Origin of the sequence: Bradyrhizobium genosp. SA-4 str. CB756 (genome assembly GCF_000473125.1) — a bacterium.
Lineage (GTDB): Bacteria > Pseudomonadota > Alphaproteobacteria > Rhizobiales > Xanthobacteraceae > Bradyrhizobium > Bradyrhizobium arachidis.
Map to the genome: position 1 here is coordinate 929282 of NZ_KI421499.1, position 26326 is coordinate 955607.

Below are 26326 nucleotides of genomic sequence, written 5' to 3' on the forward strand. Positions count from 1 at the left end.
TTGAGGTGTGGAATGTCGGTTTTGCGGGCCTGGCTGATCGCGGTGGCGATGAGCGGTGTATCGATTGCGAGTTCAATTCCGGTCGCGCTGTTGCCGCAACCGGCCGCCGCGCAGAGCGTGGAGACGATCGTGGTCGAAGGCAATCGCCGCGTCGAGGCGGAGACGGTCCGCTCCTACTTCAGGCCCGGCCCTGGCGGACGGCTCGATCAATCCGCGATCGACGACGGTCTCAAGGCGCTGATCGGGACCGGCCTGTTCCAGGACGTGAAGATCAGCCAGGCCGGCGGCCGCATCACCGTGTCGGTGGTCGAAAACGCCGTGATCGGCCGCATCGCCTTCGAGGGCAACAAGAAGATCAAGGACGAGCAGCTTTCGGCCGAAATCCAGTCCAAGGCGCGCGGCACCTTCTCCCGCGCCATGGTGCAGTCCGATACGCTGCGCATCGCCGAGATCTACCGGCGCTCGGGCCGCTACGACGTCCACGTCACGCCCGAGATCATCGAGCAGCCGAGCAACCGCGTCGACCTGATCTTCACCATCGAGGAGGGCGCCAAGACCGGCGTCAAGTCGGTCGAGTTCATCGGCAACAACGCCTATTCGGCGGCGCGGCTGCGCGACGTGATCAAGACGCACGAAAGCAACCTGCTCAGCTTCCTCGGTAACAACGACATCTACGACCCCGACCGCGTCGAGGCCGACCGCGACCTGATCCGCCGCTTCTATCTCAAGAACGGCTATGCCGACGTCCAGGTCGTGGCCGCGCTCACCGAATACGATCCGGAGAAGAAGGGCTTCAACGTCACCTTCAAGATCGAGGAAGGCCAGCAATATCGGGTCGGATCGGTCGACTTCCGCTCCAGCATCCCGAATTTCGACGCAAGCTCGATGCGTTCCTATTCGCGCGTCGGTACCGGTTCGCTCTACAATGTGGAAGCGGTCGAGAAGTCGACCGAGGAGATGCAGATCGAAGCCTCGCGACGCGGCTATGCTTTCGCCATCGTCCGGCCCAGCGGCGACCGCAACTTCGAGGCGCATACAGTGTCGGTCGTCTTCAACGTCGACGAGGGGCCGCGCACCTATATCGAGCGCATCAATCTGCGCGGCAACACGCGCACGCGCGACTACGTGATCCGCCGCGAATTCGACCTCTCGGAAGGCGACGCCTACAACCGCGCCCTGGTCGACCGTGCCGAGCGGCGGCTGAAGAACCTCGACTACTTCAAGAGCGTGAAGATCACGACCGAGCCGGGCTCGTCGAGCGACCGCGTCATCCTGGTCGTGGAGATGGAGGAGAAATCGACCGGCGACTTCTCGATCTCGGGCGGTTACTCCACCACCGACGGCGCCCTGGCCGAAGTTTCGGTCTCCGAGCGCAACCTGCTCGGCAAGGGGCTCTACGCCAAGGCATCCGTCAGCTACGGCCAGTATTCGCGCGGCATCTCGCTGTCGTTCGTCGAGCCCTATCTGCTCGACTACCGGCTGGCGCTCGGATTCGACACCTATTGGCGCCAGCAATTGTCGAACAGCTATACGAGCTATGGCGTGACGACGCTGGGCTTCTCGCCGCGCCTCGGCTTCGCGCTGCGCGAGGATCTCTCGCTCCAGCTGCGCTATTCGCTCTATCAGCAGAGCATCACGCTCGCCAGCGCCTACAACAACTGTAACAACAACGCATCGAACAGCTCGCTGGCCTTCAATCCGACGCCGGCCTACATCAAGAACGTCCTAGGCGGCGTGGACCCGACCAATGCGACGGATTCGGGCGTCTATGGCTATGGCTGCTACGGCGACGGCGAGTCGAGCCTGCCGGTCCGGAAGGAATTGGCGAACGGCGCGACCTGGACTTCGGCGCTCGGCTACACGCTGAACTACAACACGCTCGACAACAACAAGAACCCGACCGACGGTCTGCTGGTCGACTTCCGGCAGGATTTCGCCGGGGTCGGCGGTGACGTCACCTATCTGAAGACCGCCGTGGACACCAAGTACTACACGTCGCTGGTGTCCGATATCGTCAACGTGATCCACCTCCAGGGCGGTATCCTCAACAAGATCGGCAACAACGATCTGCGCATGCTCGATCACTTCCAGATGGGCCCGAATCTCGTCCGCGGCTTCGCTTCCAACGGCATCGGCCCGCGCGACATCACCTATTACAATTACGGCACCGCGGGCGATGCGCTCGGCGGCACCAAATATTGGGGCGCGTCGATGGAATTGCAGATGCCGTTCTGGTTCCTGCCGAAGGAAGTCGGCCTCAAGGGCGCGGTCTATGCCGACGCCGGCTCGCTCTGGGGCTACCAGGGGCCGACGTCATGGTCGGCCACCGGCGAGGTCAACACCAAGGCCTGTCCGACCTGCGGACTGCAATATGACGACGGCAATGTGGTGCGCTCGTCGGTCGGTGTCGGCCTGATCTGGGCCTCGCCGTTCGGGCCGCTGCGTTTCGACTATGCGGTGCCGATCACGAAGGGCAAATACGACATCGTCCAGGAGTTCAGGTTCGGCGGCGGCACCTCATTCTAGGACGCGGTGCTGCGGCGGGACGCCGCGGCATGCCTCGTGCGTTTGTGAAAATCTGTGATGGGCTTGTTGCGCGCAAGCGTGGACAGCTATTGGCGAATGTCCGATAATGCGCGCTGCAATTGCAGGGCCCTGTGGCCTGCACTTGAGTTTCCACAGAAGGACGATCCCGATGACACAGGCAGGCGCCTACGGGCAGAGGCTTGGGCAATTCCTGCGTTTGAAGGATGCGCCGCCCTCGCTGGTCACGCGCTCGCTGCGCAGCGCCGCGCTCGCGGTCACCGAAACCCGCAATGACCGCCCGGTGCGTGGCCTGTCCGGCTCGCTGACCGCCGAAGATGCCTTTCTCGTCAGCCTGAAGCTGCACGATTATCCGGACTGCGAGCTCTGGGAGCGCGGCAAATGCATCATGCGGGCGGATGTCCGCGCCGGGACGACCTATCTCTACGATCTCAAGCGCGATCCGCGCTACGTGATCGACAAGCCGTTCCACTCGCTGTTTTTCTACATTCCACGCTCGGCGCTCGACAGCATCGCCGAGCAGTGCAATGCGCCGCGCGTCGACGAGCTCGACTGTCAGATCGGCATCGGCCATGACGACGGAATCATCCGTCACATCGGCGCCTCGCTCCAAGAGGGCCTGCGCAGACCGGACGAGGCCAATCAGCTGTTCATCGATCACATGATGCTCGGCCTGACCGCCCATGTGGCCCAGACCTATGGCGGGCTTCAGCGTACGACCGCATCCGCGCGCGGCGGCCTCGCGCCATGGCAGGCGAAGCGCGCCTGCGAGCGGCTCGAATCCGACCTCAGCGGCAAGCTCTCGTTGCAGAAAGTCGCGGCCGAACTCGACCTCTCGGTCAGCCATTTCTCGCGCGCCTTCCGGATTTCGATCGGCCTGCCGCCGCACCAATGGCTGCTGCATCAGCGCGTCAAGGCCGCCAAGCAGTTGATGAGCGTTCGCGACCTGCCGCTGTCGGAGATCGCGATGTCGGCCGGCTTTGCCAATCAGAGCCATTTCACGCGGGTGTTTTCCTCGATCGTCGGCGTCAGCCCGGCGGTATGGCGCCGCGAGGCGCTTGGGGCCTCGCGCGTCGGGGCTTGAAATCGGTGATGCCGTGCGCCTCAGCGGCGCTTGGCCAGTGAAATGGTGTAGGCGGCGCGCCGCGCCGCAAAGATCTCGTCCGGCGGGTGGCCGATGCCATCGGCGAGATTGGCCGGATTGAAAATGGAGGCGTCGCAGGCCTCGTTCGGCTCGAAGCCGGTGATCACGATCGTGCCGAGGCGCACCTCTTCGCGATCATCCTCGTCGGGCCAGCGGATCGTGACGTCCTTGATGGGATCGCCGGGACGATCGAGCAGCGCCATCACGTTGAAGCGGGCATGGCCTGCCGCGATCCGCGTGCCGAGATCGTCGCGCAGGAAATCGGCCGGCTTCGCTCTCGCTTCGTCCTCGCTCAGCGTGATGTCGCCTCCGGCCGGGGCCACCTTGAACTTGATGAAGCGCGTCTCGCCTTGCTCATTCGTTGCCGGAAAGGCGTGCACGCCCCAATAGGTCGTACCGGCAAGGCTTCCGGGCAACGGGCGCGCAGCGATGTAGTTCGCCTGATTGAGTGTCTCGGGATTGGCCACCGAGAACGCCTTGACCTTTGCCATATCAGGCTTGCCGTCGGCGCCCGGAACGCGCGCCTTGAGGAAGGCCAGCATCTGCTCGAGCGTTCGCGCAAAATGCACCGGCGCGCTCTCGACGAGAATGTCGGATCGATGATCCTCGTCGCCGAGCTTGAAGCTGAAGCCGCGCAGCACCAGATTGTTGGTGTCGGCGACGCCAGGATTGCCGCCGCCGACCGAGAAGCGGGCTAGCACACGCGATGGCCTTGTGAAGCTCTGGGATCGCGTGATCTCTCCCGCGCGGTCCGATGGAGTGTAGGTGCCGCGAACGCACCAGCCTTTGGCGAAACTCGCGCGCACCTTCGGCGGATTGCCGGCAACCGCCTTCAGGGCATCGACGATGGCGGCGGGCGTTGCCGTGGGACTCCGGGGCATGATGGGCCTTCTCGCGTGGGGGCGCGCAGATTAGGCCTCGTGCGAAATCAGAGTCTTTCCCGAACCGATCGCGCTTGGCACGATCCTGCCCAAGATGCGTGCATGGCTGAGCGCGCGGACTTGGCCGCCGCGCGCCGGCTGGACGGCGCCCGGCTAACCGCCGAGGATCCGCCGGCAGGCGTCGACGAACACCTGCGCGCCGGTGACGATATCGGCGTCGGCAGTATTTTCGGTCCAGTGGTGGCTGATGCCGCCGATCGACGGCACGAACAGCATGCCTGCGGGCATCACGGTTGCCAGCATCTGCGCGTCGTGGCCGGCGCCGCTCGGCATGCGAATGGAGCGTCCGTCAGCGAGAGCCTTGCTCGCGGCCTCGATCGCGTCCTGAATGCCCGTGTTCATCATGGCGGGCGCGCCGGTGCGGATCTTCTCCACGGTGACGGTGCAGGGGCCTTTCGCGCTGGCCTCGTCGGCCATGGTCCGCAGCAGCTCCTCCAGCCGCGCGATCACGGCCGGGTTGTCATCGCGGATCTGGAACAGCATCTCGGCGCCGCCCGGGATGATGCTCGGCGCACCGGGATCGAGCGTGATGCGGCCGGTGGTCCAGACGGTGCGGGGTCCGCAGGCGCCCGGAAAACGCTCGTCGATCGCCACGCAGAATTTGGCCAGCGCGAGACCGGCGTCCTTCCGCACGGTCATGCGCGTGGTGCCGGCGTGGTTCTGCTCACCGGTGAAATTGATCTTGTATTGCCAGATGCCGACGATGGAGGTCACGACGCCGATCGCAAGCTTGCCGCTTTCGAGCGTGTCGCCCTGCTCGATATGCGCCTCCAGATATCCGAGGTGCCGGCCCGGCTCGGCGGCAACGCGCGCCCGCCCGGCGAGACCCATGTCGGCGAGGGCCTCGCGCATGGTCCGGCCGCTGGTGCGGTCGCGCGCGGCGTCGATCTCGGCTTCGGTCACTTGTCCCACATAGGACCGCGAGCCGAGAAAGCTGCCGAAATGACCTTCTTCGTCGCACCACGCTGCGACCTCGACCGCGCCCCTGAGCGCGGGATCGGCGTTGAGCACGCGGGCGGCTTCAAGCGCATAGACGACGCCGAGCGGGCCATCGAGCCAGCCGGCGTAATTCTGGCTCTCCAGATGCGAGCCGGCGAGCAGTTTTGGCCCCGGCTTGGCGCTGGTGCCGAATACGTTGCCGATGCCGTCGATCGCGGCGGCAAGACCGGCGTCGGGCAGCTTCTGCACCAGCCAGTCCAGCGATTGCCTATGCGGCTCGGAGAAGGTCGGCTTGTGCACGCCGGTCTTGTAGGCGCCGATGGCGCGGAGGGCATTGAGGTCGGCGAGAACGCGCTCGCCATTGGCGCGCGGCTTGGTGTCAGGCATGTTCGGCAACCTTGAGCGCCTCAGTGCGGATCTCCTCGACCAGCCGTTCCTTGAGCTGGACGAATTCCGGCGTCGTCTTGATCTTGTAGGAGCGCGGATGCGGCAGGTCCACATTGATCTCGGCCTTGATCCGGCCCGGGCGTGCGCTCATGACGATGACGCGGCTGCCGAGGAAGATTGCCTCCTCGATGTCGTGGGTTACGAACAGCACGGTCTTCTGGTCGCGTTCCCAGATTCCCAGCAGCATTTCCTGCATCAAGGCGCGGGTCTGGTTGTCGAGTGCGCCGAAGGGCTCGTCCAGCAAGAGAATCTTGGGATCATTGGCGAGCGCACGCGCGATCGCGGTGCGCTGCTGCATGCCGCCCGAGAGCTGTTTCGGCCAGTGATTCTCGAAGCCGGACAGCCCGACCTGGCGGATGAAGGCATCCGCGATCTTGTTTCGCTCCGCCTCGGCCACGCCGCGCTCGCGCAGGCCGAAGGCGATGTTCTCGCGCACGGTCAGCCAGGGGAACAGCGTGTAGGACTGGAACACCATGCCGCGATCGGCACCCGGGCCGGTCACCTCGCGGCCGTCGAGCGTGACGCGGCCGCTGGTCGGACGGTCGAGGCCGGCAACGATGCGCAGCAGCGTGGACTTGCCGCAGCCGGAGGGCCCGAGGATGGTGACGAAGTCGTTGTTGGCGATGGTGAGGTCGGTCGGCTCCAGCGCCCTGGTCGGCGCATTGCCGTGGCGGGCGGGGAAGGTGCGCGAGACCTGCTCGATTCTGAGCGTGGTCATGCGAGCCTCCACGGAAACAGCCAGGCGTTGAACGCCTTGAACATGAAGTCCGAGAGGAGGCCGATCAGTCCGATCACGATGATGCCGAAGATGATCTGCCCGGTGTTGAGCAGCGCCTGGCTGTCGGTGATCATGTGGCCGATGCCCGAGGACGAGCCGATCAGCTCGGCGACGATGACGTAAGTCCAGGCCCAGCCCAGCACCAGGCGCAGGATTTCCGCGATCTCGGGCGCGGAGGAGGGCAGCAGCACGCGGCGGATGATGCCGCGATCGCTGGCGCCCAGCGTATAGGCCGCCTCGACCAGATCGCGCCGCGTGGCACCGACGGTGACCGCGACCATCAGGATGACCTGGAATACCGAGCCGATGAAGATGACGAGCAGCTTTTGCAACTCGCCGATGCCCGCCCACAGGATCAGCAGCGGAATGAAGGCGGAGGCGGGCAGATAGCGTGCAAAGGACACGAACGGCTCGAGGAACGCCTCGACCGGCTTGTAGGCACCCATCAGCACGCCGAGCGGCACCGCGATGATGGCGGCGAGCGCAAAGCCGCCGACGACGCGCCAGATCGTCATGCCGATGTCGTAGATGAATCCCTGCTTGGCCAGGAGGTCATAACCTTCCTGCACCATGGTCAGCGGATTGGCGAGGAAGGTCTTCGACACATGGCCGCCGAGCGTCGCCCATGACCAGAGCGCAACGAACAGGACAAAGAACGCAAGGCCGTAAACCATGCGCTGCTTCGATGTAACAGGGTCCAGGGGACGCATCGACGATCTATCCAGGCGGTGAACAGATTTGCCGGCCCCGCCGCGAGACGGGGCCGGCAGCTCCAAAGTGACTTACTTGATGTAGCTCGCGTCGAAGAGGTCCTCGACCTTCGGCGCGGCCTTGATGATGCCGATCTCGAGCAGAAGGTCCGCGGCCTCCTTGTTGAAGGTCAGGAAGTCGCCGGCGAAGAATTTCTGGTTCGCGGCCTTGTCCTGCCAGCGCAGGTACTTTGCCGAGTTGCCGAACTGCTCGCCGCTCTGCTTCACGTCCGCGCCCATGATCTCATAGGCCTTGGCCTGATCCTTGGCGATCATGTCGAGCGCCTCGAAATAGCTGTCGGCGAGCGCCTTGGCGGCTTTCGGGTTCTCGCTGAGGAACTTCGGCGTGCAGCCAAAGGTGTCCATGACCATGGGATAGTCGAGCGTGGTCGCGATGATCTTGCCCTTGTCGGGCGCGGCGCGGACCGTCGACAGATACGGCTCATAGGTCATGGCGGCATCGTTCTGGCCGGAGACGAAGGCTTGCGCGGCCGCGGCCGGCTCGAGGTTCACGACGGTGACGTCCTTCACCGACAGACCATTTTTCTTGAGCATCCAGGCCAGCGCGAAATAGGGCGATGTGCCGGGTGCGGAGGCTGCGACCGTCTTGCCCTTCAGCTCCTTGATCGCGCTGACGTCGTTGCGCACGGCCATGCCGTCGGCGCCATAGCTCTTGTCGAGCTGGAAGATCTGCTTGGTCGCAACGCCGTTGGCGTTCCAGGAGATCCAGGTCTCGACCGTCGTCGCCGCGCATTGGACGTCGCCGGAGGCGATCGCGAGATGACGATCCTTCTGCGGGATCTTCTTGATGGTGACGTCGAGGCCGTTCTTCTTGAAGATGCCGGCCTCCTTCGCCAGCGTCAGCGGCGCGAAACCGGTCCAGCCGGAGATGCCGATGCCGACCTTGACATCGTCGGCGAGCACGGGAGTGGAGGCCGCAAGAGCAATGATTGTCGCAAAAATCGTCGAACTACGCATGATTGTCGTCCTCTTGCCGATCGATGGATTGACGTCCTGTTGATCTCTGTCGGCCCCTACGGACCGTTGCCCGAAGCATTGCACGAATTGTGCCGACATTGCTCTCTCAACCTCCCTTGAATCGGGCGACAAGGCGGTGGGAGTCACCGGGATAGAGCAGGCGGACCGCGGTGATCGTGCGCGCGCTGCGCCAGGTATAGCGGTCGATCACGAGACAGGGCGCGCCGATTGCGATGTCGAGCGCTTCCGCCGTGCGATCATCCGCGACGATGGCGCTGATCGTATGCTCGGCCTCTGTCCATGGGACATGATGAAGCAGCCACGAGCCCGGCGGCTCGCGCGAGAAATCCGCGGTCGCAGCACTGGGCACGGAGGCGAGATCGATCAGCCTGTCCTCGACCGCGAATGGCACCTTGTCGGCGCTGTGACGGCAGGTGATCGCGACGACCTTGCCGGCTTTCTTGACGCCGAGACGCTCGCGGTCGGCGGCAGTCGCCGCCCGCAGCTTGCGGCCGATCAGCTCGTAGCCGTAAGCGCGCCCGAGCGCGGTGATCTCGGCGCGGATGTCGGCGATCTTGAGCACGGCTGACTGATGCTGCGGTCGCCGTACGAACGAGCCGGCGCGCCGCCGTCGCTCGATCAGATCGGCTTGCGCCAGTTCCGACAGCGCCTTGTTCACCGTCATGCGCGAGCAGCCGTAGCGCGCGACGAGCTCGTGCTCGAATGGAATGCGATGTCCGGGCGGCCATTCGCCGGTGAGGATCCGCTTCTCGATGTCGGCGCGGATACGCTTGTAGAGTGTCCGCTTGTCGGCGGCATCGCTGGCAAGGCTCATGCGACGAGCCTCCGCACCGCCGCGTTGAATCGCTCGCGCGCGGCCTGGCGTAGCCTGTGCCGACCGCGCTCGACGACTTTGTGGCCGCCAGCCCAGACGCAATCGATCACGCATCCGCTGGCGGCAAAGATCCAGCCGTCGATGACCGCGTCGTGCGTGCGGCCGGCCAGCGACGGATGCGCCGCATCGAGCGTGACGATGTCCGCGCGCGCGCCCGGCGTGAGGCCGACCATCGCCTGCGCCATTGCCTGTGCGCCGCCGGCGAGCGCTTGATCGAATAGCGTACGCCCCGTCGAGCGGCCTGCACCGCTGGAGAGAACGTTGCGCTGGCGATGCTTCAGGCGCTGGCCGTATTCGAGCTGGCGCAATTCGTCGGCGACGCCGACCAGCACGTTGGAATCGGTGCCCACACCGAACGCGCCGCCGGCGGCGAGAAATTCGCGCGCCGGAAAGATGCCGTCGCCGAGGCTCGCCTCGGTGATGGGGCAGAGGCCAGCAACTGCACCGGTCTTCGCGAATGCCGTGATTTCCGCATCGGTCATGTGGGTCGCGTGGATGAGGCACCAGCGCTGATCGAGCGGCGCGTGCTCCAGCAGCCACTGCACCGGGCGCCGGCCGGACCAGGCGAGGCAATCCTCGACCTCCTTGACCTGCTCGGCGGCGTGGATGTGCACCGGCCCGCCGTTCGCAAGCGGAATGATCGCCGCGAGCTCGTCCGGCGCGACCGCGCGCAGACTGTGAGGCGCAATGCCGATATTGGCGCCCGGCAATGTTGCGATCGCCTTGCGCGATGCATCCATCAACGCGGCGAATTCATCGACCGAGCAGATGAAGCGGCGCTGGCCGTCATGCGGCGCCGCGCCACCGAAAGAGCCGTGCGCGTAAAAACTCGGCAGCAGCGTCAGTGCAATGCCCGAGGCCTCGGCAGCCTGCGCAATGCGCCCGGCCATTTCGCCGATATCGGCGTAATGCGAGCCGTCGCGATCATGATGCAGATAATGGAATTCGCCGACGCGGGTAAAACCCTGTTCCAGCATCTCGACATAAAGCAGCGTGGCAACGGCGGTAACGTCATTCGGGGTCATCGCCAGCGCGAAGCGATACATCGTCTCGCGCCAGGTCCAGAACGTGTCGGTGCTGTCGCCGCGCAGTTCCGCAAGTCCGGCCATGCCGCGCTGGAAGGCGTGGCTGTGCAGGCTCGCAAGTCCGGGAAGTGCGATGGCGTGGCGTTCGTCGCCGGCGGCCGGCGCCACGCCTGGCGTCACCTCCGCGATCGCGCCGGCGGTGATCACCACCTGCACGTCATTGGCCCAGCCCGGGGGCAGGAGCGCGGAGGCGAAATGCAGTCGGGTCATGATTGATTACACGCCGGCTGGACAGAACCGCCTTACGATTATATGTCTAGACATATAAGTCAAGCATCCCACGGCGAAGGGACACCTTCATGGCAGAGCGCTTCGACCGGATCTGGCATAATGCCCGGCTCGCCACGATGCGGGCCGACCGTCCCGACCTCGGCGAGATCGAACGTGGCGTGATCGCCGCGCGCGGCGGCCGTATCGTCTATGCCGGCGCAGCAGCAGATTTCCCTGCGGATGCGGACGCCATCGAGCGGATCGATTGCGAGGGACGCTGGATCACACCGGGTCTCGTCGACTGCCACACCCATCTCGTCTATGGCGGCAACCGCGCGCACGAGTTTGAGCTGCGCCTGAAGGGGGCAAGCTATGAAGAGATTGCGCGGGCCGGCGGCGGCATCGTCTCGACGGTCGCCGCGACTCGTAAGGCGAGCGAGGCCGAACTCGTCGCAAGCGCGCTTCCGCGGCTCGACGCGCTGATTGGCGAGGGCGCAACCACGGTCGAGATCAAGTCGGGCTACGGCCTCGATACCGAGACCGAGATGCGGCAGCTGTCCGCCGCGCGCAGCCTCGTCGCTCAGCGGCCGGTTGCGATCCGCACATCCTTCCTCGGCGCACATGCGCTGCCGGTGGAAGCCGACGGCGACAAGGATCGCTACATCGATCTCGTGTGCAAACAGATGCTGCCCGCCGTCGTCAAGGCTGGCCTTGCCGATGCCGTCGATGCCTTCATGGAAGGGATCGCGTTCTCGGCTGAGCAGACTGCGCGGGTCTTCGAGGCCGCGAGAGGGCTCGGGCTGCCGGTGAAGCTCCACGCCGACCAGCTGTCGAATCTCGGCGGCGCCGCGCTCGCCGCAAAATTCTCGGCACTGTCGGCCGATCATTTGGAGCATACCGACGAGGCCGGCGCCGCTGCGATGGCGAAGGCCGGAACGGTGGCCGTGCTGCTGCCTGGCGCGTTCTACTTCATCCGCGAGACGCAGAAGCCGCCGGTCGAGGTGTTCCGCAAGCATGGTGTTCCCATGGCGCTTGCGAGCGACTGCAATCCCGGCAGCTCGCCGCTGACCTCGCTGCTGCTCGCCATGAACATGGGCGCGACGCTGTTCCGGATGAATGTGGCCGAATGCCTCGACGGTGTTACCCGAGAAGGTGCGCGCGCGCTCGGCGTGCTCAATGAAACTGGCACGCTCGAACCCGGTAAGTGGTGCGACCTCGCGATCTGGGACATCGAGCGGCCCGCCGAGCTGGTCTACCGCATCGGCTTCAATCCGCTGCACCGCCGGGTGTGGAGGGGACAGTGACGGAGCAGGGCGCAGCGATCGTCGTTAAGCCGGGAACGGTCACTCTCGACGATCTCGCACGCGTCCTTGCGGGTGCGTCCGTCGTGCTCGATCCCTCGTTTTGGCCGCGCGTAGAGGCGGCTTCGGAGATTGTCGCGAAGGCCGCGCATGCCGCCGCGCCAGTCTACGGCATCAACACCGGCTTCGGGAAGCTGGCCTCGAAGCGCATTCCGCCCGATCAAACCGCGCTGCTCCAGCGCAATCTCATCGTCTCGCATTGCTGCGGCGTCGGCCCGGCGACGCCCGAGCCGATCGTCCGCCTGATGATGGCGCTGAAGATCATCTCGCTCGGGCGCGGGGCCTCCGGCGTCCGCCGCGAGGTGATCGAGCAATTGCAGGCCATGCTGACGCGCGGCGTCTACCCGCTGGTGCCGCAACAAGGCTCGGTCGGCGCCTCCGGCGATCTTGCGCCGCTCGCGCATATGACCGCGGTGATGATTGGCGAAGGGCAGGCGATTTTTGACGGGGTGACTATATCCGGTGGCGAAGCGCTCGCCGCTGCCGGCCTTACGCCACTGACGCTCGGCCCCAAGGAGGGGCTGGCGCTGATCAACGGCACGCAGTTCTCGACCGCTTACGCCATCGCCGGCGTGCTGCGTGCATTCCGCCTGATCCGCGCCGCGCTCGTCACCGGCGCATTGTCGGTCGATGCGGCAATGGCCTCGACGGCGCCGTTCCGTCCCGAAATCCAGGCGCTGCGCGGCCATGCCGGTCAGATCGCCGCGGCCGCCACCTTGACCGTGCTGCTCGACGGCAGCGATATCCGCCTGTCGCATCTCGAAGGCGACGAGCGCGTGCAGGATCCTTATTGCCTGCGCTGCCAGCCGCAGGTCGCAGGCGCCGCGCTGGACCTGATCACGCAGGCCGCGCGCACGCTGATCGTCGAGGCCAATGCCGTCACTGACAATCCGCTGGTGCTGGTCGAGACCGGTGAGATCGTCTCTGGCGGCAATTTCCACGCCGAGCCGGTCGCCTTTGCCGCCGACGCCATCGCGCTTGCGCTGTCGGAGATCGGTGCGATCAGCGAGCGGCGCATCGCGACGCTGGTCGATCCCGCTCTCAATTTCGGTCTGCCGCCGTTCCTGACACCGGATCCCGGCCTCAACTCCGGCTTCATGATCGCCGAGGTGACGGCGGCCGCGCTCTATGCCGAGAACAAGCAGCGGGCGGCTGCCTGCTCGATCGACTCGACGCCGACCAGCGCCAACCAGGAAGATCACGTCTCGATGGCTGCCCACGCCGCGCGGCGCCTCTCGGATATGGCCGACAATCTCACCGCCATCTTGGGAATCGAGCTGCTGGTCGCAGCCCAAGGCATCACGCTGCGGGCGCCGCATGCGACCAGCGCGCCGCTCGTTGCCGTCATTGCCAGGCTTCGCGAGCAGGTGCCTGCACTCGGTACTGACCGCTACATGGCCGGCGATCTCGCCAAGGCTGCGGCGCTTGTCGAAGCTGATGCGCTGCCGGTCGCGGCGATCGCCAAGCTTTCAGCCGATCCGTTTCCAAAACTTGACTGAACAAGACTTGACTAAGGGGTGTTCCGCATGAACCGCCGACTGGACAATGACCGCACTATCCGTGCTCCCCGCGGCAGCGAGATCAGCGCCAAGAGCTGGTTGACGGAAGCGCCGCTGCGCATGCTCATGAACAATCTCGATCCTGATGTTGCGGAGCGTCCGAGCGAGCTGGTCGTCTATGGCGGCATCGGCCGCGCCGCGCGCGACTGGGAGAGCTTTGACCGGATCACCGCGGCCTTGCGCAAGCTCGAAGCCGACCAGACGCTGCTGGTGCAGTCCGGCAAGCCGGTCGGCGTCTTCCGCACCCATGCCGATGCGCCGCGCGTGCTGATCGCGAACTCCAACATCGTGCCGCACTGGGCGACGCTCGACCATTTCAACGAGCTCGATCGCCAGGGGCTGATGATGTACGGCCAGATGACCGCGGGCTCCTGGATCTATATCGGCAGTCAGGGCATCGTGCAGGGCACCTACGAGACCTTCGTCGAGGTCGGCCGTCGTCATTATGGCGGCAGCCTCGCCGGCAAATGGATCCTCACTGCCGGCCTCGGCGGCATGGGCGGCGCGCAGCCGCTGGCGGCGACCATGGCCGGCGCCTCGATGCTCGCGGTCGAGTGCCAGCCGAGCCGCATCGAGATGCGGCTGCGGACGGGCTATCTCGACCGCCAGGCAGCCACGCTCGACGAAGCCCTTGCGATCATGGAAGAGGCCAAGAAGACCAAGAAGGCGGTCTCGGTCGGGCTGCTCGGCAATGCCGCGGAGATTTTCCCCGAACTGGTGCGCCGCGGCGTCAAGCCCGACATCGTCACCGACCAGACCAGCGCGCACGATCCGATCAACGGCTATTTGCCGAAGGGCTGGTCGCTTGCCGATTGGGAAGCCAAGCGCGCGTCCGATCCGAAGGCGGTCGAGCGCGCCTCGAAGACGTCGATGGTCGAGCATGTCCAGGCCATGCTGGATTTCCATGCGCAGGGCATTCCGACGCTCGACTACGGCAACAACATCCGCCAGATGGCGCAGGACATGGGCCTGAAGAACGCGTTCGATTTCCCCGGCTTCGTGCCGGCCTATATCCGCCCGTTGTTCTGCCGCGGCGTCGGCCCGTTCCGCTGGGCCGCGCTGTCGGGCGATCCCGAGGACATCTTCAAGACCGACGCCAAGGTCAAGGAGCTGATGCCTGACGACAAGCATCTGCACAATTGGCTCGACATGGCCAAGCAGCGCATCAAGTTCCAGGGTCTGCCGGCGCGGATCTGCTGGGTCGGCCTCGGCGATCGTCATCGCCTCGGCCTCGCCTTCAACGAGATGGTGGCGCGCGGCGAATTGAAGGCGCCGATCGTGATCGGCCGCGATCATCTCGACAGCGGCTCGGTGGCAAGCCCCAACCGCGAGACCGAGGCGATGAAGGACGGATCGGACGCGGTGTCCGACTGGCCCCTGCTCAACGCGCTGCTCAATTGCGCCAGTGGCGCGACCTGGGTCTCGCTGCATCACGGCGGCGGCGTCGGCATCGGATATTCCCAGCATGCCGGCATGGTGATCGTCGCCGACGGCACGCCGGAAGCCGCCAAACGCATCGAGCGCGTGCTGTGGAACGATCCCGCCTCTGGCGTCATGCGCCATGCCGATGCGGGCTATGACATCGCGATCGACTGCGCGCGCGACAAGGGGCTCGATCTGCCGAGCCTGGCGAAATAGCCTCGCCTCAAGCCACGACCCTGGCCGCTGCACCATCGAGGCGTTGCCCCTCGTTCGCGAGGTAGTCGCCGATCGCATCGCCCGGCATCGGCTTTGCGAAGTAGTAGCCCTGGATGTAGTCGCATCCGAGGCGGCGCAAGGTGTCGAGCTGCGCGCGGGTCTCGACGCCCTCGACGACGCAGGCGATCTCCATGTCGTCGCACAGGCCCGTGAGCGACTTGATGATCTTGTGGCTGACAGGATTTTCGTTGATGTCGGCGACGAAGCTGCGGTCGACCTTGATCTTGTCGAGCGGCAGCCGGTGCACATGGCTCAGCGAGGAATAGCCGGTGCCGAAATCGTCGAGCGAGATGCCACAGCCCATCGCCTTCAGCGTCGCGATCGACTGCTGCGCGCGCACGAAGTCGAAGGTGACGGCGGTCTCGGTGATCTCGAAATCGATCCGGTGCGGCGGCAGGCCGCTCCTCTCGATGATCGAGATCAGCGGCAGGATGCCCTCGGCTGCGCAGACGTCGTGGGCCGAAAGGTTGAACGACAGGCGGATGTGGTCGGGCCAGATCTTCGCCGCTGCAAGCGCGCGCGCCAGCAGGGCCTGCGTCAGCGGCCGGATCAGGCCGATGCGCTCGGCGGCCGGAATGAAGTCGGCCGGAGAGACCCAGCCGAGGCGGGGACTACGCCAGCGTGCCAGGGTCTCGAAGCCCGCAGTATGCTCGCTCATGGCATCGACGATCGGCTGAAACACCAGCTCCATTTCCGTGTCGAAATCCGCACTGCGCAGCAGGGTCTCGATCACGCCGCGGCTGCGGATCTCCGCCTCCAGCTCGCTCGAGAAGATTACGGTGCGACCGCGCAGATGGCGCTTGGCGTGGTAGAGCGAATAGTCCGCGCATTCATAGAGCGCCTCCGCCGTCGTTGCGGAGTCCGGATAAAGCGCAAAGCCGATCGAGCAGGACAGGCCGGTGTGGGCAGTGTCGAGCTGGTAGGGCAGCTTGACCCGCTCGCCGATGCGTTCGCCGAGCCGCACCAGATCGGCGTCCTCGGGGTCGCCGCACACGACGAGACCGAACTCGTCGCCGCCGAGCCTTGCGAACTCGACGCGCTGCGGACCGAAGCCTTCGCAGACCTCGCGGATGCGCCGGCCGGCCTCGATCAGGACGCGGTCGCCGACCGAATGGCCGTAATTGTCATTGATCGGCTTGAAGCCGTCGAGGTCGATGATACCGACCGCGACGCGAACGTTCCTGCGCTCGGCGTCGATGAAGGCACTCGACAGCTCGGCGAAGAAGCGGCGGCGGTTGGGCAGTTCGGTGAGCGAATCCAGATTGGCAAGACGGAAGTTCTCGTCCGACAGCGCTTGCGTCGCCGCCTGCTGCGCCAGCAGCGATTTGCGGCTGGCGACGAGATCGGCGAAGTCGCGATAGTAGATGACCAGCACCGTCACCATCGCGCCGGAAACCAGAAGGTTGTTGACGGCGATCGCCTTCAGCGTCGGCTCGCCGGTGGTCCAGAAGAACAGCACATAGGGGACGTCGACGACCAGCGTCACGATCAGTGCCGCCGAGCGCAGATGCATCAGCGAGAAGATGCAGCCGATCACGGTAACGGCCATGTAGAAGGCGACCTGGCTCTTGGCGAAGGGATCACCGTAAGGATAGAGCGCGAAGGACCATGCAGTGAAGCCCGCACCGATCGGCAGCGTCATCCAGTTGGTGGCGCGCAGATTGCGCAGGATGTCGGCATCGCTGCGCACGAGATGACGCTGGCGCAGCCACCAGATGGTCCGGAGCGCCGCAAGCACAGTCAGCACGGAGGGCACGATCATCGTCAGCCAGTCCGGCGCCACGTTCACATACGTATAGGCGACGGCGATCGTGTTGCTCATCAGGATGAAGTAGAGCAGCGGGACCTGCTTGGAGAAGGCGTCGAACTGCGCGCGCGTCAGGTCCGGGTTGTCGACCGGCACGCGAAACAGCCGCATCGCGGCGGCGAAGTGAGACTTCAAATCGGCGACAGGCATTGCAATACGCGCCCCGTATCCCTTCAAAAACGGGGGCGATCTTGCACGGCGGGGGTAAAGGGCGCGTTAGACGGGTTCCCTGCGAAAAGGCCAGCGCAGGTTGCGCGCGGCCGCAAAAATTTCCGGCCGCGTGCATTGGTCAGGTCCCGTTAAGCATTACAGGCTGCCGGGGGCAGCGCTTCGGCCCCATCGGCGCGTTCGTGGTCACGTCCTGCTAACCATGCGCATGGGCGCCGCGGATCGCCGCACGCCGGTCGTGCCGGACGACGTGCGGCATCCACCTCTCCGCGTTGGAGTGAGGTGAAGTATCTCCGCTATTTCTTCTCCAGCGCCGCGGTCTGCTTGGCGAGCTGCTTGTCGAAATCCTCCGACAGGCCGGTCGCGTAGGTGGTGAGCTCGCCCGGCTTGACGAACGGGTTCGGCGCGCCGTCCTTCATCTCCGCACGCTTGGCCTGCATGCCATAGACTTCCGGATGCGGCCCGAGCAGCACGTCGACCTTCATCGCCTTCACCTTCGCGTAAGTCGCGCGGTAATCGTCGACGATGCCGGGATAGGTCGGCTGGCCGACCAGGCGGTTCAGCGAAACGGTGCCGCTACAGAAGAACAGCACGTCGCGGTCCTGGTTGCCGTCCTTGACGGTCATCTCCCAGCTCGTGCAGCCCGGCGAGTGGCCTGGTGTCGCATGCGCCGTCAGCGTGGTGTCGCCGAGCGTGACCTTGTCGCCTTCCTTCACCGTGCGGTCGACCTTCACCGCGGGGAAGGAAAGGTCCGCGTTCTTCTCGTCACCAGGATAGTAGCCGCCTTCGAGCAGCGGCTTGTCGCGCTCGCCGGCGATGAGCTGTGCGCCGGTTTCCTTCTTGATCTCGGCGAAGCCGCCGGTGTGGTCGAGATGGGCGTGCGTGTTGAGGATGATCTTGATGTCGGCAACCTTGAAGCCGAGCTTGGCGATGTTGTCCTTGATCATGCCGGTCGACTGGGGCATCGCCGTGTCCATCAGGATCAGGCCCTGTGAGGTCTTGATGACGTAAACGGCGATGCCGTCGGTGCCGACATAGTAGATGTTGCCGATGAGCTGGAACGGCTCGAACGGCGCCGTCCACTTCTGCATGACCGTTGCCAGGAAGTCCTTGATGGTCTGCGCCTGCGCGCCGGTTGTGAGGAACGCCAGCGCACACAGCGCGGCCGTAAGCTTTCTCATGGTTGCCTCCCGAGTGTTCTTGTCGTTTCAGCCAGACGCGGCATCTGCGCGGCCGATGCGCAAGCTACGTCGTGCGAAGGGCGGCAGCAACGGCATCAAGCTCTCAAATTTTCGCGGCATGCGCGGAATAAGGGACGCCGTCCGGTTTGAGCATGGGCCATCGCTGCAATGCGGCCGCTTGCTGTTTGACCCGGCATCGGCGGCCCGGCATACTTTGCTTCAAGATGGGCCAGCAAGACTCGTCGGCACGGGGAGCTGAAATGACCAATCCATTGTTCGTCCTTGCGGGGACGCTGATTTCCGTCGTCTCATTCTCGTCGATCGCGTCGGCCCAGCCGGTCTGCGTCACCCAGAACATGGCCGTGCCGCCTGGTGCCAACACCACCGACAAGGCCGCGCCCTTCTTCATCGACACGACAGGCCTCGATTTCAAGACAGCGCCGCCGACGCGAGATCCCCTTAGTGCCAACTACCCGCGCGCGACCGAGCTGCCGGACGGGACGCTGCCGCCGCCGGGCGCCGAAGGCAATTTCATCATCGGCCCGACCCACAATCCCGCCCCGGAGACGATCGCAAAGGAGGGCGTGCCGCGCGGCACGACGAAATCCTTCACGCTGTCATCGAAAGAGAGCGCGGTCTACAATCCCGGCCTGATCCGCGACGACGTCGCGGGCTGCACCAATTCCTCGATCATGACGACGGTCACTGCGGCGGACGACAAGTCGCACATGATCGTCATCACCAGCCATCCCGGTGTCTGGTCGCGCACGATCGACGTCTACGTGCCGGCCCAATATGTGCGCGGATCCGAAGCGCCGTTCATCGTGGTCGGCGACGGCGGCTCCAACGCTTACAAGGACCTTGCCACGACGCTCGACAACCTGATCGCGCAGCGCCGCGTGCCACCGATGATCGCGATCCAGATCGGCAATGGCGGGCAGGATGCGCAGGGTAGCCAGCGCGGTCGTGAATATGACGCGGTCTCGGGCATCTATGCGCAGTTCGTCGAACGCGAGGTGCTGCCGCTGGTCGAGAAGAACGCCGACGTCAAGCTGACGAGGAATCCCGACGGACGCGCGACGATGGGATTGAGCTCGAGTGGCGCCGCCGCCTTCACCATGGCCTGGTTCTATCCGGATCTCTATCACCGCGTGCTGGCCTTCTCGCCGACGATGGTCAACCAGCAATGGCCGCATGATCCGTCGCTGCGCGGCGGCGCCTGGGAGTATCACAGCGCCTGGACGGGGCCGGCTGGTCCCAATTTGATCTCCAAGGCGGGTGTGCTGACGCCGGCCGAGCCGCCCGGAGTGCCGCTGATCGTCGCCGCGCCGGCCAAGCCGATCCGCTTCTGGTTCTTCGGCGGCGACCAGGACCTGTTCTATCCGAACCCCACCATTCCCGACGGCATGCACGACTGGACCCTGTCGAACGCGCTGATGGCCAAGGTGCTGGCGGAGAAGGGCTATCACTACCAGTTCCTGTTCGTGCGCAACGCCAAGCACGTCGATCGCCCGACGATCGCGCAGACGCTGCCGTCGGCGCTGGAGTGGGTCTGGAAGGGCTATCCGATCCCCTGAGCGCAAAGCGGATCAGGCTTTAGCGCCCGATCGTCACGCCGGCGGTCGAGCGCATGGCGTCGCGGAGGCTGGTGGCGTTCATGTCGTCGAGCCTCTGACGCGTCAGCACGGTGGTCTGGCCGGGCGTGTTGAGGATGGTCTCGCCGCGCGAGGAGGACAACCGGTCGGCCTTGTAGGGTGCTGCGGGATCGGTCGCGGCCGCCGTTGCCGGCACGTGGCGCGGCCGTTTGCCGGACGCCGCAAAAGCTCCTTGCGAGACGCAGAGAGCAGCGATCACGACCAGTCGCAATGATGTTGCGAACATGCGGTCTCCCATATCCAGGGTGTCAGCCTAGCATATGGCGAGCGCGATCGCAGATGAAAAGGGATCAGGCGAGGGCGGCCTGGCGTTCCCGCGCCGGTTCGCGGACCCGCTCGGAGTGACGCGGCTCGGCGAGCCGGGTGAAGCTGCGCCTGTCCGCCTGCGCGGGCGCTTCGACGATGACACCCTCGCAGACGATCTGCCCGCCGAGCATCTTGAATTCCAGCTTGTCGTAGCGCGGCATCGTCTCGCCGGGCGCGGGCGGCAGCAGCCCAATCCGCCCCTGGATGTTCAGCGTCGCATCGCCACTGCCGTGAAGCCGCGGATTCCACATCCTGATCCCGGTCTCCGCCCAGCGCTGCCGGATCAGCGCGGCACGGTCGGTGGGTTCCGTGACCTTTGCGCGGGCCTTCGCTGCGCGGGAGATTTCCGGAACGGGAGACTCGAGAGCCGGCTCCGGCGCGCTGTCGGCGATGCCGCTGGCAGCCTCAGCGGAAGAATCCTCAGCGGCGACCACCATGACAGGGGCAGGATCGTTGGCGGTGGCAGGCTCGATCTCCGCCGCGACGCTGGGCGAGGGATCGCCGTCGATGCTGCTCTCGGAGACATCCAGGACATTGTCATCGGCGCACGCGACACACGAGCCGTCGATAGCGGCCGGCGCGTCATCCACGAGAACGTCAGGAGCGGAGTCGTCGGTGACGAGAAGAACGGGAGCATCGACCGCGTCGATCGCGACGTCGACCGACGCGACCGGAGTCTCCTCCGCGGCAGCGGGCTCGATCTCGGTCACGAGCTCGTATGATGGGACGCTGCCGATGGCAGCTTCGAGAGCCTCGGCCGGCTCGCTCGCAACCGCGACAGACGAGACCGGCGTCTCTTCCACGATGACGGGCTCAATGCTTGCAAGCAGTTCCGCCGGAGGATCGTTGCCGACGACTGCGGGAGCCGCAACGTGCTCGCTCGCGACGTCGACCGACGCGACCGGAGTCTCCTCCGCGGCAGCAGGCTCGATCTCGGTCGCGAGCTCGAACGATGGAACGCTGCCAATGACAGCCTCGGGAGCATCGGCGAGCTCGCTCGCAACCTCGATGGATGAGACCGGTGCCTCTTCCACGATGACGGGCTCAACGCTCGCAGGCGATTGCGCCGGAGGATCGTTGCTGACGACTTCGGGAGCCTCAACCTGCTCGCTCGCGACATCGACCGGCAAGACCGAAGCCTGCTCGACGACAGCAGGCTCGACGTCCACGCTTGTCTCGCCGGAGGGTTCGTCGCTGAGGCTGATACCAGCCGGCGTTGCTGACGGGCTCTCCACGATGACGGAGATCGCGGGCTCGTCCTCGACGACGGGAGTCGTGACCGTGATGTCGGCCTGGCCATGCAACGGTTCGGCGCTACTCGCGTCGCGCACCGGCGCGGCTTCCGCGACGTCGGCAAGGATGGCAGGCGAGTCACTTGCTTCGTTCGCCGCGACGTCGATGCTGCCGCTGTGCGGCAAGGGCCGAAGCCGGGTGAACGCCCATTTCACCGCTGGAATGCGGCGCAGCAACGATATCAGTCTCGAAAGCACTGGGAGTTGTCCAAGAGGTACTCGGCGTGAGGCAATCGCTGATTCGTCAGCAATATGAAAAACTGCCCCGCCTGTCACACCGATGTCAATCTGACTGGGACCAATTGCAGAACATCCACACGTGCCGTGCAGATGAGATTACCGTCGGCAGTTTCCAAGACTTTCCGAACGTCGATGTCGCGTGCCTCGCGGTGCGGTAAGAGTCGTCCGAGATCGTTGATCCCGCGGGAAGGCACAGTCGTGCCTTCCCGACATGTCGATCTTGCGGCTATTTCCTGGAACCGGCGCCGCCGCCGGCCTGGCTGCCCATGTTGTTGGTGTTGGCGCCGCCCGCGCTCGGCGACTGTGTGCCCTTGCTGCTGCCGGCCTCGTTCTGCATGTTCGACGACTTGCCCGTCGTCATGCCCTTGGTCGCGGGACCTCGCGAGGATTGACCGACGCCGCCCTGACCAGATGCGTCCGGCGCGGGTTGTGTCTGCGCAAAGGCGCCACCGGTCGCCAGCGCCATGATGCAGGCGGATGCGAGAATGATTTTCTTCATCAGGATCTCCCTGGGTTCGTGTCTGGACAACCGGGACACGGGAGCGACGTTCCTGAGCGGCCGGATCGCGCCCGGGCGGGGCCGATCGTCGGGGTTCCCTGCGCAGTTTGCCTGACGTAATTTGCAGCACTCGATATCCAGGTGTGAGGACGACGCAATGAGGAAGCTTGCCGCCATCGCAACGGTTCTGTTCTGGTCGACATGCTCATTCGCGCAGGATCGCAGCATCACCGTAGCCTCGACGACGTCGACGGAGCAATCTGGCCTGTTCGGCTACCTACTGCCGCTGTTCTCGAAGGCCGAGGGTATCGAGGTGAAGGTCGTCGCCGTCGGCACCGGTCAGGCGCTCGACATCGGACGGCGCGGCGATGCCGATGTGGTGTTCGTCCATGACAGGGTGGCGGAGGACAAGTTCATGTCCGAAGGGCAGGGCGTGAAGCGCTTCGACGTCATGTACAACGACTTCGTCATCGTCGGCCCGAAGGCCGATCCCGCACATATCGCCGGCGGCAAGGACGTCGCTGATGCCTTGCGCAAGATCGCGGCTGCGAAAGCGCCGTTCATCTCGCGCGGCGACAAGTCCGGCACGCACGCGGCCGAGCTGAGATTGTGGAAAGAGGCAGGCATCGACATCGCTGCCGCCAAGGACAGCTGGTATCGCGAGATCGGGCAGGGCATGGGCCCGGCGCTGAACATGGCCTCGTCGTCGAGTGCCTATCTGCTGTCGGACCGCGGCACCTGGCTCTCGTTCAAGAACCGCGGCGAGCTCACCATCCTGACCGAGGGCGACAAGCGGCTGTTCAACCAGTACGGCGTCATGCTGGTGAATCCGGAAAAGCATCCGAACGTGAAGGCGAAGGAAGGGCAGGCCTTCATCGACTGGCTCGTCTCGCCGAAGGGGCAGGATGCGATCGCCGGCTACAAGGTCGGGGGCGAGCAGCTATTTTTCCCCAACGCGTCCCACTAGCAGGAATGCGACGGTCGATACCGCGACGCTGAGCGCGAGCAGGATCAGCCCGAGCCCAAGCGCCAGCGGCAGGTCGCCCTTGCTGGTCTCCAGTGCGATCGCTGTCGTCATCGTGCGCGTGAAACCGCGGATGTTGCCGCCGACGATGATGATGGCGCCGACCTCGGCGATGGCGCGCCCGAAAGCCGCGAGAAAGGCGGTCAGCAGCGAGGTCCGTCCCAGCGCGAACAAAAGCGCCATGCTGCGCAGCGCCGACAATCCGTCGATCCGCGCCAAGTCGCCGTACTCGGCCCACAGCAGGCTTGCCGGCCGGTGCACCAGCGCCACCACGATCGGCGTGGCGAGCAGGGTCTGCGCGATCACCATGGCGGTCGGCGTGAACAGCAGGCCGGCAGCCCCGAGCGGACCGGACCGCGATAGCAGCAGATAGAGCGCGAGCCCGACCACGACCGGAGGAAGGCCGAGCAGCGCATTGGTCAGCACGATGATGACCTGCCGTCCGCGGAAACGGGTGATGGCTAGCAACGCCCCGAACGGCGCGCCGATCAGCAGCGCGACGATGCTGGCGGTGAGGCTGACGCGGACCGACAGGGCGACGATGCCGAGCAACTCGGCATCGGCTTCGCCGATCAGCGTAAAGGCCGCGGCAACGGATCGCGCGAAATCGTTCATTCGGCCGGACGCTTTGGCGCCGGGCGGAATGCCTCGGAATCATCGATGTCGAAGCGACGTGATCGCGTCACGGATCGGTCTCTGCTGGTCTTGTCGACATGCACAGAATACCCGCGGGAAGCGATTTGGAAACGCGATTCATCTCAGGAAATGAATTTGAGGCCTGGTTATCAGGCCCGCCGGACGGGAGCTGAGGAGCGCTCCACGTTTCAGGGGCTCCGGCCCAGAGCCAGCGTGCCAGCAGAACGGCAAGGCCGGCCCCGATGAGTTGAGCGGTGATGAAAGCTGGAACGCCCCAAGGGGCGATCCCTGCGAACGTATCAGATAGCGAGCGGGCGATGGTAACGGCGGGATTGGCGAACGATGTCGACGACGTGAACCAGTAGGCCGAGGTGATATAGAGGCCGACCGCGTAAGGAACGGCCGCTGGGGTCCGATAGCCGACGCCAAGGATCGTCGATAGCAGGCCGAAGGTGGCGACGGCCTCGGCCAACCATTGTCCGGCGCCGCTGCGTTCCGTGAGCGACAGCTGGAGGAGTGGAAGCTCGAACATCAGATGCGCGAGCCCCACGCCCGCGATTGCGCCGGCGATCTGGGCGGCGAGATAGGCAATAGCGTCGGTCCATGGTACCTCGCCGCGCAAAGCGAATGCCAGCGTCACCGCCGGATTGAAATGCGCACCCGATATCGGGGCGAACATCAGGATCAGCACGACGAGGACAGCGCCGGTGGCGATGGTATTGCACAGCAGCGCCAGCGCGACGTTTCCGCCTGAGAGTCTCTGCGCCATGATCCCGGAGCCGACGACGGCTGCGAGCAGGAACGCCGTTCCGAGCCACTCGGCGAAGGCGCGCTGTGCAAGCCCTGGCATCAGGCGCCGCGATCCAGCCTGACGCGCTCGCCATCTTCTTTGACGAATTCGCCGTGCTGCGCCGGCAGCAGATCGAGCACCAGTTCGGAGGGGCGGCAGAGCTTCACGCCTTTCGGCGTCACCACGATCGGACGATTGATCAGGATCGGGTGCGCCATCATCGCGTCGAGCAGTTGCTCGTCGGTCAGCGCCGTATTGCCGAGCCCGAGCTCCGCGTAAGGCGGCGCCTTCTCGCGAACCGCCTCGCGTACCGAAATTCCCATGCGCGCGATCAACTGCTGCAACAGCGCGCGCGACGGTGGCGACTTCAGATATTCGATCACGTGCGGTTCGATGCCGGCGTTCCGGATCATCGCAAGCGTGTTGCGCGACGTGCCGCAATCGGGATTGTGGTAGATGATCGCGTCCATTCGAGAACCTCCGCGCTCAGCAGCACGCCTTTGAGGCCGTCGGCGCCGCCTGCGGCGCGCAGCAAGCCGACTGCGTCTGTTGCTTCTCGTGCGCGACCCGCGCCCGGTTCTCGCCGCTGCCGTCGCCGTAATCGGTGCTCTCGCCCGTGGTGTGGAAGGTTTCCCAGGCGATGCCGGCGGGATCGTCGATCCAGGATTTTTCCGACTTGGCATAGCAGCAGGTGGTCTGCCCCTGTTCGATGATGTCGCCGCCGGCCTGGCGCAGGCGTGCATAGACCTCTTGCAGCTCCTCGCCGGTCTCGACCTGGATGCCGAGATGGTCGAGGCCTGCCGCGCGTCCGCGTGTCGAGATGGCAAAATTTACGCGCGGGTCTTCAAGCATCCATTTGGCATAGTCGGCTTTCACGACCGAAGGCTCGCTTGCGAACAGGGCGGAGTAGAACTCGATCGAGCGGGAGAGATCCTCGACGGAGACGTGAACGTGCAGGCGCTTCATGGTCTGTCCCTTCAGGTTGGCACTTTGCTGCGCTTTCGCGCGGATGTCGCAGGCGCCGCCGGAGCGCATGACGCTCCGCCGCAGCAGTTTTCGGTGAGGAAGCCGACGAGCGCGTTCATGGTCTCGAACCGCGCCGCATAGATCATCGAGCGCCCCTCGCGCCGGACGGTCGCAAGCCCCGCCATCCGCAGCCGGTCGAAGTGGAATGTCAGCGTGTTGGGGGCGAGATCCAGCGCCTCGGCGATCGCGCCCGCCGCCATGCCGTTCGGGCCGGCCTGCACCAGCAGGCGGAAGACATCGAGACGGTTGTCCTGGGCGAGCGCGGCGAGTGCCGCGACGGCATCTGTCTTTTCCATATTTCAACGATTATGGAAATATCGGGTGTCTGTCAATCGAGATCGGGGCGAGCATGCCCCGATCTCGACCTGACGGCC

General features: G+C 65.2%; 23 protein-coding genes and 1 pseudogene. 7 read left to right on the plus strand and 17 right to left on the minus strand.

The features are described from left to right. Positions 1–48: 48 nt before the first annotated feature. Together bamA and BRAGE_RS0104400 are read left to right on the plus strand one after the other, a co-directional pair. Positions 49–2526: an outer membrane protein assembly factor BamA gene (bamA, locus tag BRAGE_RS0104395; RefSeq protein WP_416207782.1), complete on the plus strand. Its 2478-nt coding sequence runs from the start codon at positions 49–51 to the stop codon at positions 2524–2526. 169 nt (positions 2527–2695) lie between these two features. After that, complete coding sequence (locus BRAGE_RS0104400) at positions 2696–3628, plus strand: helix-turn-helix domain-containing protein (RefSeq protein WP_027562325.1); 933 nt, start codon at positions 2696–2698, stop codon at positions 3626–3628. A 20-nt stretch (positions 3629–3648) separates the two neighbouring features. Here BRAGE_RS0104400 and BRAGE_RS0104405 read toward each other — a convergent pair whose 3' ends face one another. The 7 genes from BRAGE_RS0104405 to BRAGE_RS0104435 all read right to left on the minus strand — a co-directional run bounded on the left by BRAGE_RS0104405 (position 3649) and on the right by BRAGE_RS0104435 (position 10710). Further along, positions 3649–4569 carry a catalase family peroxidase gene (locus BRAGE_RS0104405; protein ID WP_027562326.1) on the minus strand — a complete coding sequence of 307 codons (921 nt, stop codon included), beginning with the start codon at positions 4567–4569 and terminating at the stop codon, positions 3649–3651. A gap of 153 nt (positions 4570–4722) precedes the next feature. Continuing rightward, positions 4723–5955 (minus strand): Zn-dependent hydrolase, encoded by a 1233-nt coding sequence (locus BRAGE_RS0104410; RefSeq protein WP_027562327.1) that lies wholly within the window; start codon positions 5953–5955, stop codon positions 4723–4725. Beyond that, positions 5948–6733: an ABC transporter ATP-binding protein gene (locus BRAGE_RS0104415; RefSeq protein ID WP_027562328.1), complete on the minus strand. Its 786-nt coding sequence runs from the start codon at positions 6731–6733 to the stop codon at positions 5948–5950. Before BRAGE_RS0104415 ends, BRAGE_RS0104410 begins: the two co-directional genes overlap by 8 nt. Then, entirely contained in the window at positions 6730–7503 is a 774-nt protein-coding gene (locus BRAGE_RS0104420; protein ID WP_027562329.1) for an ABC transporter permease, read from the minus strand. Before BRAGE_RS0104420 ends, BRAGE_RS0104415 begins: the two co-directional genes overlap by 4 nt. A gap of 72 nt (positions 7504–7575) precedes the next feature. After that, the gene (locus BRAGE_RS0104425; RefSeq protein WP_027562330.1) at positions 7576–8520 is read right to left on the minus strand and encodes an ABC transporter substrate-binding protein; all 945 of its coding nucleotides are present in this window, start codon (positions 8518–8520) and stop codon (positions 7576–7578) included. A 106-nt stretch (positions 8521–8626) separates the two neighbouring features. Beyond that, the gene (gene hutC / locus BRAGE_RS0104430) at positions 8627–9355 is read right to left on the minus strand and encodes a histidine utilization repressor (protein WP_027562331.1); all 729 of its coding nucleotides are present in this window, start codon (positions 9353–9355) and stop codon (positions 8627–8629) included. Then, positions 9352–10710: a formimidoylglutamate deiminase gene (locus BRAGE_RS0104435; protein WP_027562332.1), complete on the minus strand. Its 1359-nt coding sequence runs from the start codon at positions 10708–10710 to the stop codon at positions 9352–9354. The genes hutC and BRAGE_RS0104435 overlap by 4 nt, the downstream gene beginning before the upstream one ends. An 89-nt stretch (positions 10711–10799) precedes the next feature. Between BRAGE_RS0104435 and hutI the strand changes: the two genes are divergently transcribed. From hutI to hutU, 3 genes are read left to right on the plus strand one after another with little or no spacing between them, the layout of a single operon-like run. Then, complete coding sequence (hutI, locus tag BRAGE_RS0104440) at positions 10800–12014, plus strand: imidazolonepropionase (RefSeq protein ID WP_027562333.1); 1215 nt, start codon at positions 10800–10802, stop codon at positions 12012–12014. Next, positions 12011–13570: a histidine ammonia-lyase gene (gene hutH / locus BRAGE_RS0104445; RefSeq protein ID WP_027562334.1), complete on the plus strand. Its 1560-nt coding sequence runs from the start codon at positions 12011–12013 to the stop codon at positions 13568–13570. The genes hutI and hutH overlap by 4 nt, the downstream gene beginning before the upstream one ends. A 27-nt stretch (positions 13571–13597) precedes the next feature. Further along, positions 13598–15268, plus strand: coding sequence for a urocanate hydratase (hutU, locus tag BRAGE_RS0104450; RefSeq protein ID WP_027562335.1), 1671 nt, complete (start codon positions 13598–13600; stop codon positions 15266–15268). 7 nt (positions 15269–15275) lie between these two features. On the opposite strand, the gene BRAGE_RS0104455 is transcribed toward hutU, so the two are convergent. After that, on the minus strand, positions 15276–17285 hold the full coding sequence (locus tag BRAGE_RS0104455; RefSeq protein ID WP_027562336.1) for a putative bifunctional diguanylate cyclase/phosphodiesterase: 2010 nt from the start codon (positions 17283–17285) through the stop codon (positions 15276–15278). A 314-nt stretch (positions 17286–17599) separates the two neighbouring features. Next, positions 17600–18484: a BJP family subclass B3 metallo-beta-lactamase gene (gene blaBJP / locus BRAGE_RS0104460; RefSeq protein WP_027562337.1), complete on the minus strand. Its 885-nt coding sequence runs from the start codon at positions 18482–18484 to the stop codon at positions 17600–17602. A gap of 260 nt (positions 18485–18744) precedes the next feature. Between blaBJP and BRAGE_RS0104465 the strand changes: the two genes are divergently transcribed. Further along, on the plus strand, positions 18745–20061 hold the full coding sequence (locus BRAGE_RS0104465; protein ID WP_027562338.1) for an alpha/beta hydrolase: 1317 nt from the start codon (positions 18745–18747) through the stop codon (positions 20059–20061). Between the two features lie 19 nt (positions 20062–20080). Here BRAGE_RS0104465 and BRAGE_RS0104470 read toward each other — a convergent pair whose 3' ends face one another. The 3 genes from BRAGE_RS0104470 to BRAGE_RS0104480 all read right to left on the minus strand — a co-directional run bounded on the left by BRAGE_RS0104470 (position 20081) and on the right by BRAGE_RS0104480 (position 22476). Beyond that, positions 20081–20365 carry a TonB-dependent receptor plug domain-containing protein gene (locus BRAGE_RS0104470; RefSeq protein WP_027562339.1) on the minus strand — a complete coding sequence of 95 codons (285 nt, stop codon included), beginning with the start codon at positions 20363–20365 and terminating at the stop codon, positions 20081–20083. Positions 20366–20429: 64 nt separating this feature from the next. Further along, the gene (locus tag BRAGE_RS0104475) at positions 20430–21935 is read right to left on the minus strand and encodes a hypothetical protein (RefSeq protein WP_141263126.1); all 1506 of its coding nucleotides are present in this window, start codon (positions 21933–21935) and stop codon (positions 20430–20432) included. Positions 21936–22203: 268 nt separating this feature from the next. Next, entirely contained in the window at positions 22204–22476 is a 273-nt protein-coding gene (locus BRAGE_RS0104480; RefSeq protein WP_027562341.1) for a hypothetical protein, read from the minus strand. 157 nt (positions 22477–22633) lie between these two features. Here BRAGE_RS0104480 and BRAGE_RS0104485 point away from each other — a divergent pair, with 157 nt between their 5' ends. Then, positions 22634–23443 (plus strand): extracellular solute-binding protein, encoded by an 810-nt coding sequence (locus BRAGE_RS0104485; protein ID WP_027562342.1) that lies wholly within the window; start codon positions 22634–22636, stop codon positions 23441–23443. Here BRAGE_RS0104485 and BRAGE_RS0104490 read toward each other — a convergent pair. From BRAGE_RS0104490 to BRAGE_RS0104510, 5 genes and pseudogenes are all read right to left on the minus strand, one after another. Next, positions 23417–24115 carry an ABC transporter permease gene (locus tag BRAGE_RS0104490; RefSeq protein ID WP_027562343.1) on the minus strand — a complete coding sequence of 233 codons (699 nt, stop codon included), beginning with the start codon at positions 24113–24115 and terminating at the stop codon, positions 23417–23419. The two genes, BRAGE_RS0104485 and BRAGE_RS0104490, sit on opposite strands and share 27 nt — an antisense overlap. Positions 24116–24287: 172 nt before the next feature. Next, positions 24288–24986: pseudogene (locus BRAGE_RS47755) on the minus strand (aquaporin); the annotation flags it as partial. Continuing rightward, positions 24986–25396 carry an arsenate reductase (glutaredoxin) gene (arsC, locus tag BRAGE_RS0104500; protein WP_027562344.1) on the minus strand — a complete coding sequence of 137 codons (411 nt, stop codon included), beginning with the start codon at positions 25394–25396 and terminating at the stop codon, positions 24986–24988. The gene arsC and the pseudogene BRAGE_RS47755, both read right to left, overlap by 1 nt. 16 nt (positions 25397–25412) lie before the next feature. Next, positions 25413–25892 (minus strand): ArsI/CadI family heavy metal resistance metalloenzyme, encoded by a 480-nt coding sequence (locus BRAGE_RS0104505; protein ID WP_027562345.1) that lies wholly within the window; start codon positions 25890–25892, stop codon positions 25413–25415. Positions 25893–25903: 11 nt separating this feature from the next. Then, on the minus strand, positions 25904–26248 hold the full coding sequence (locus BRAGE_RS0104510) for an ArsR/SmtB family transcription factor (protein ID WP_027562346.1): 345 nt from the start codon (positions 26246–26248) through the stop codon (positions 25904–25906). Positions 26249–26326 lie beyond the last annotated feature (78 nt).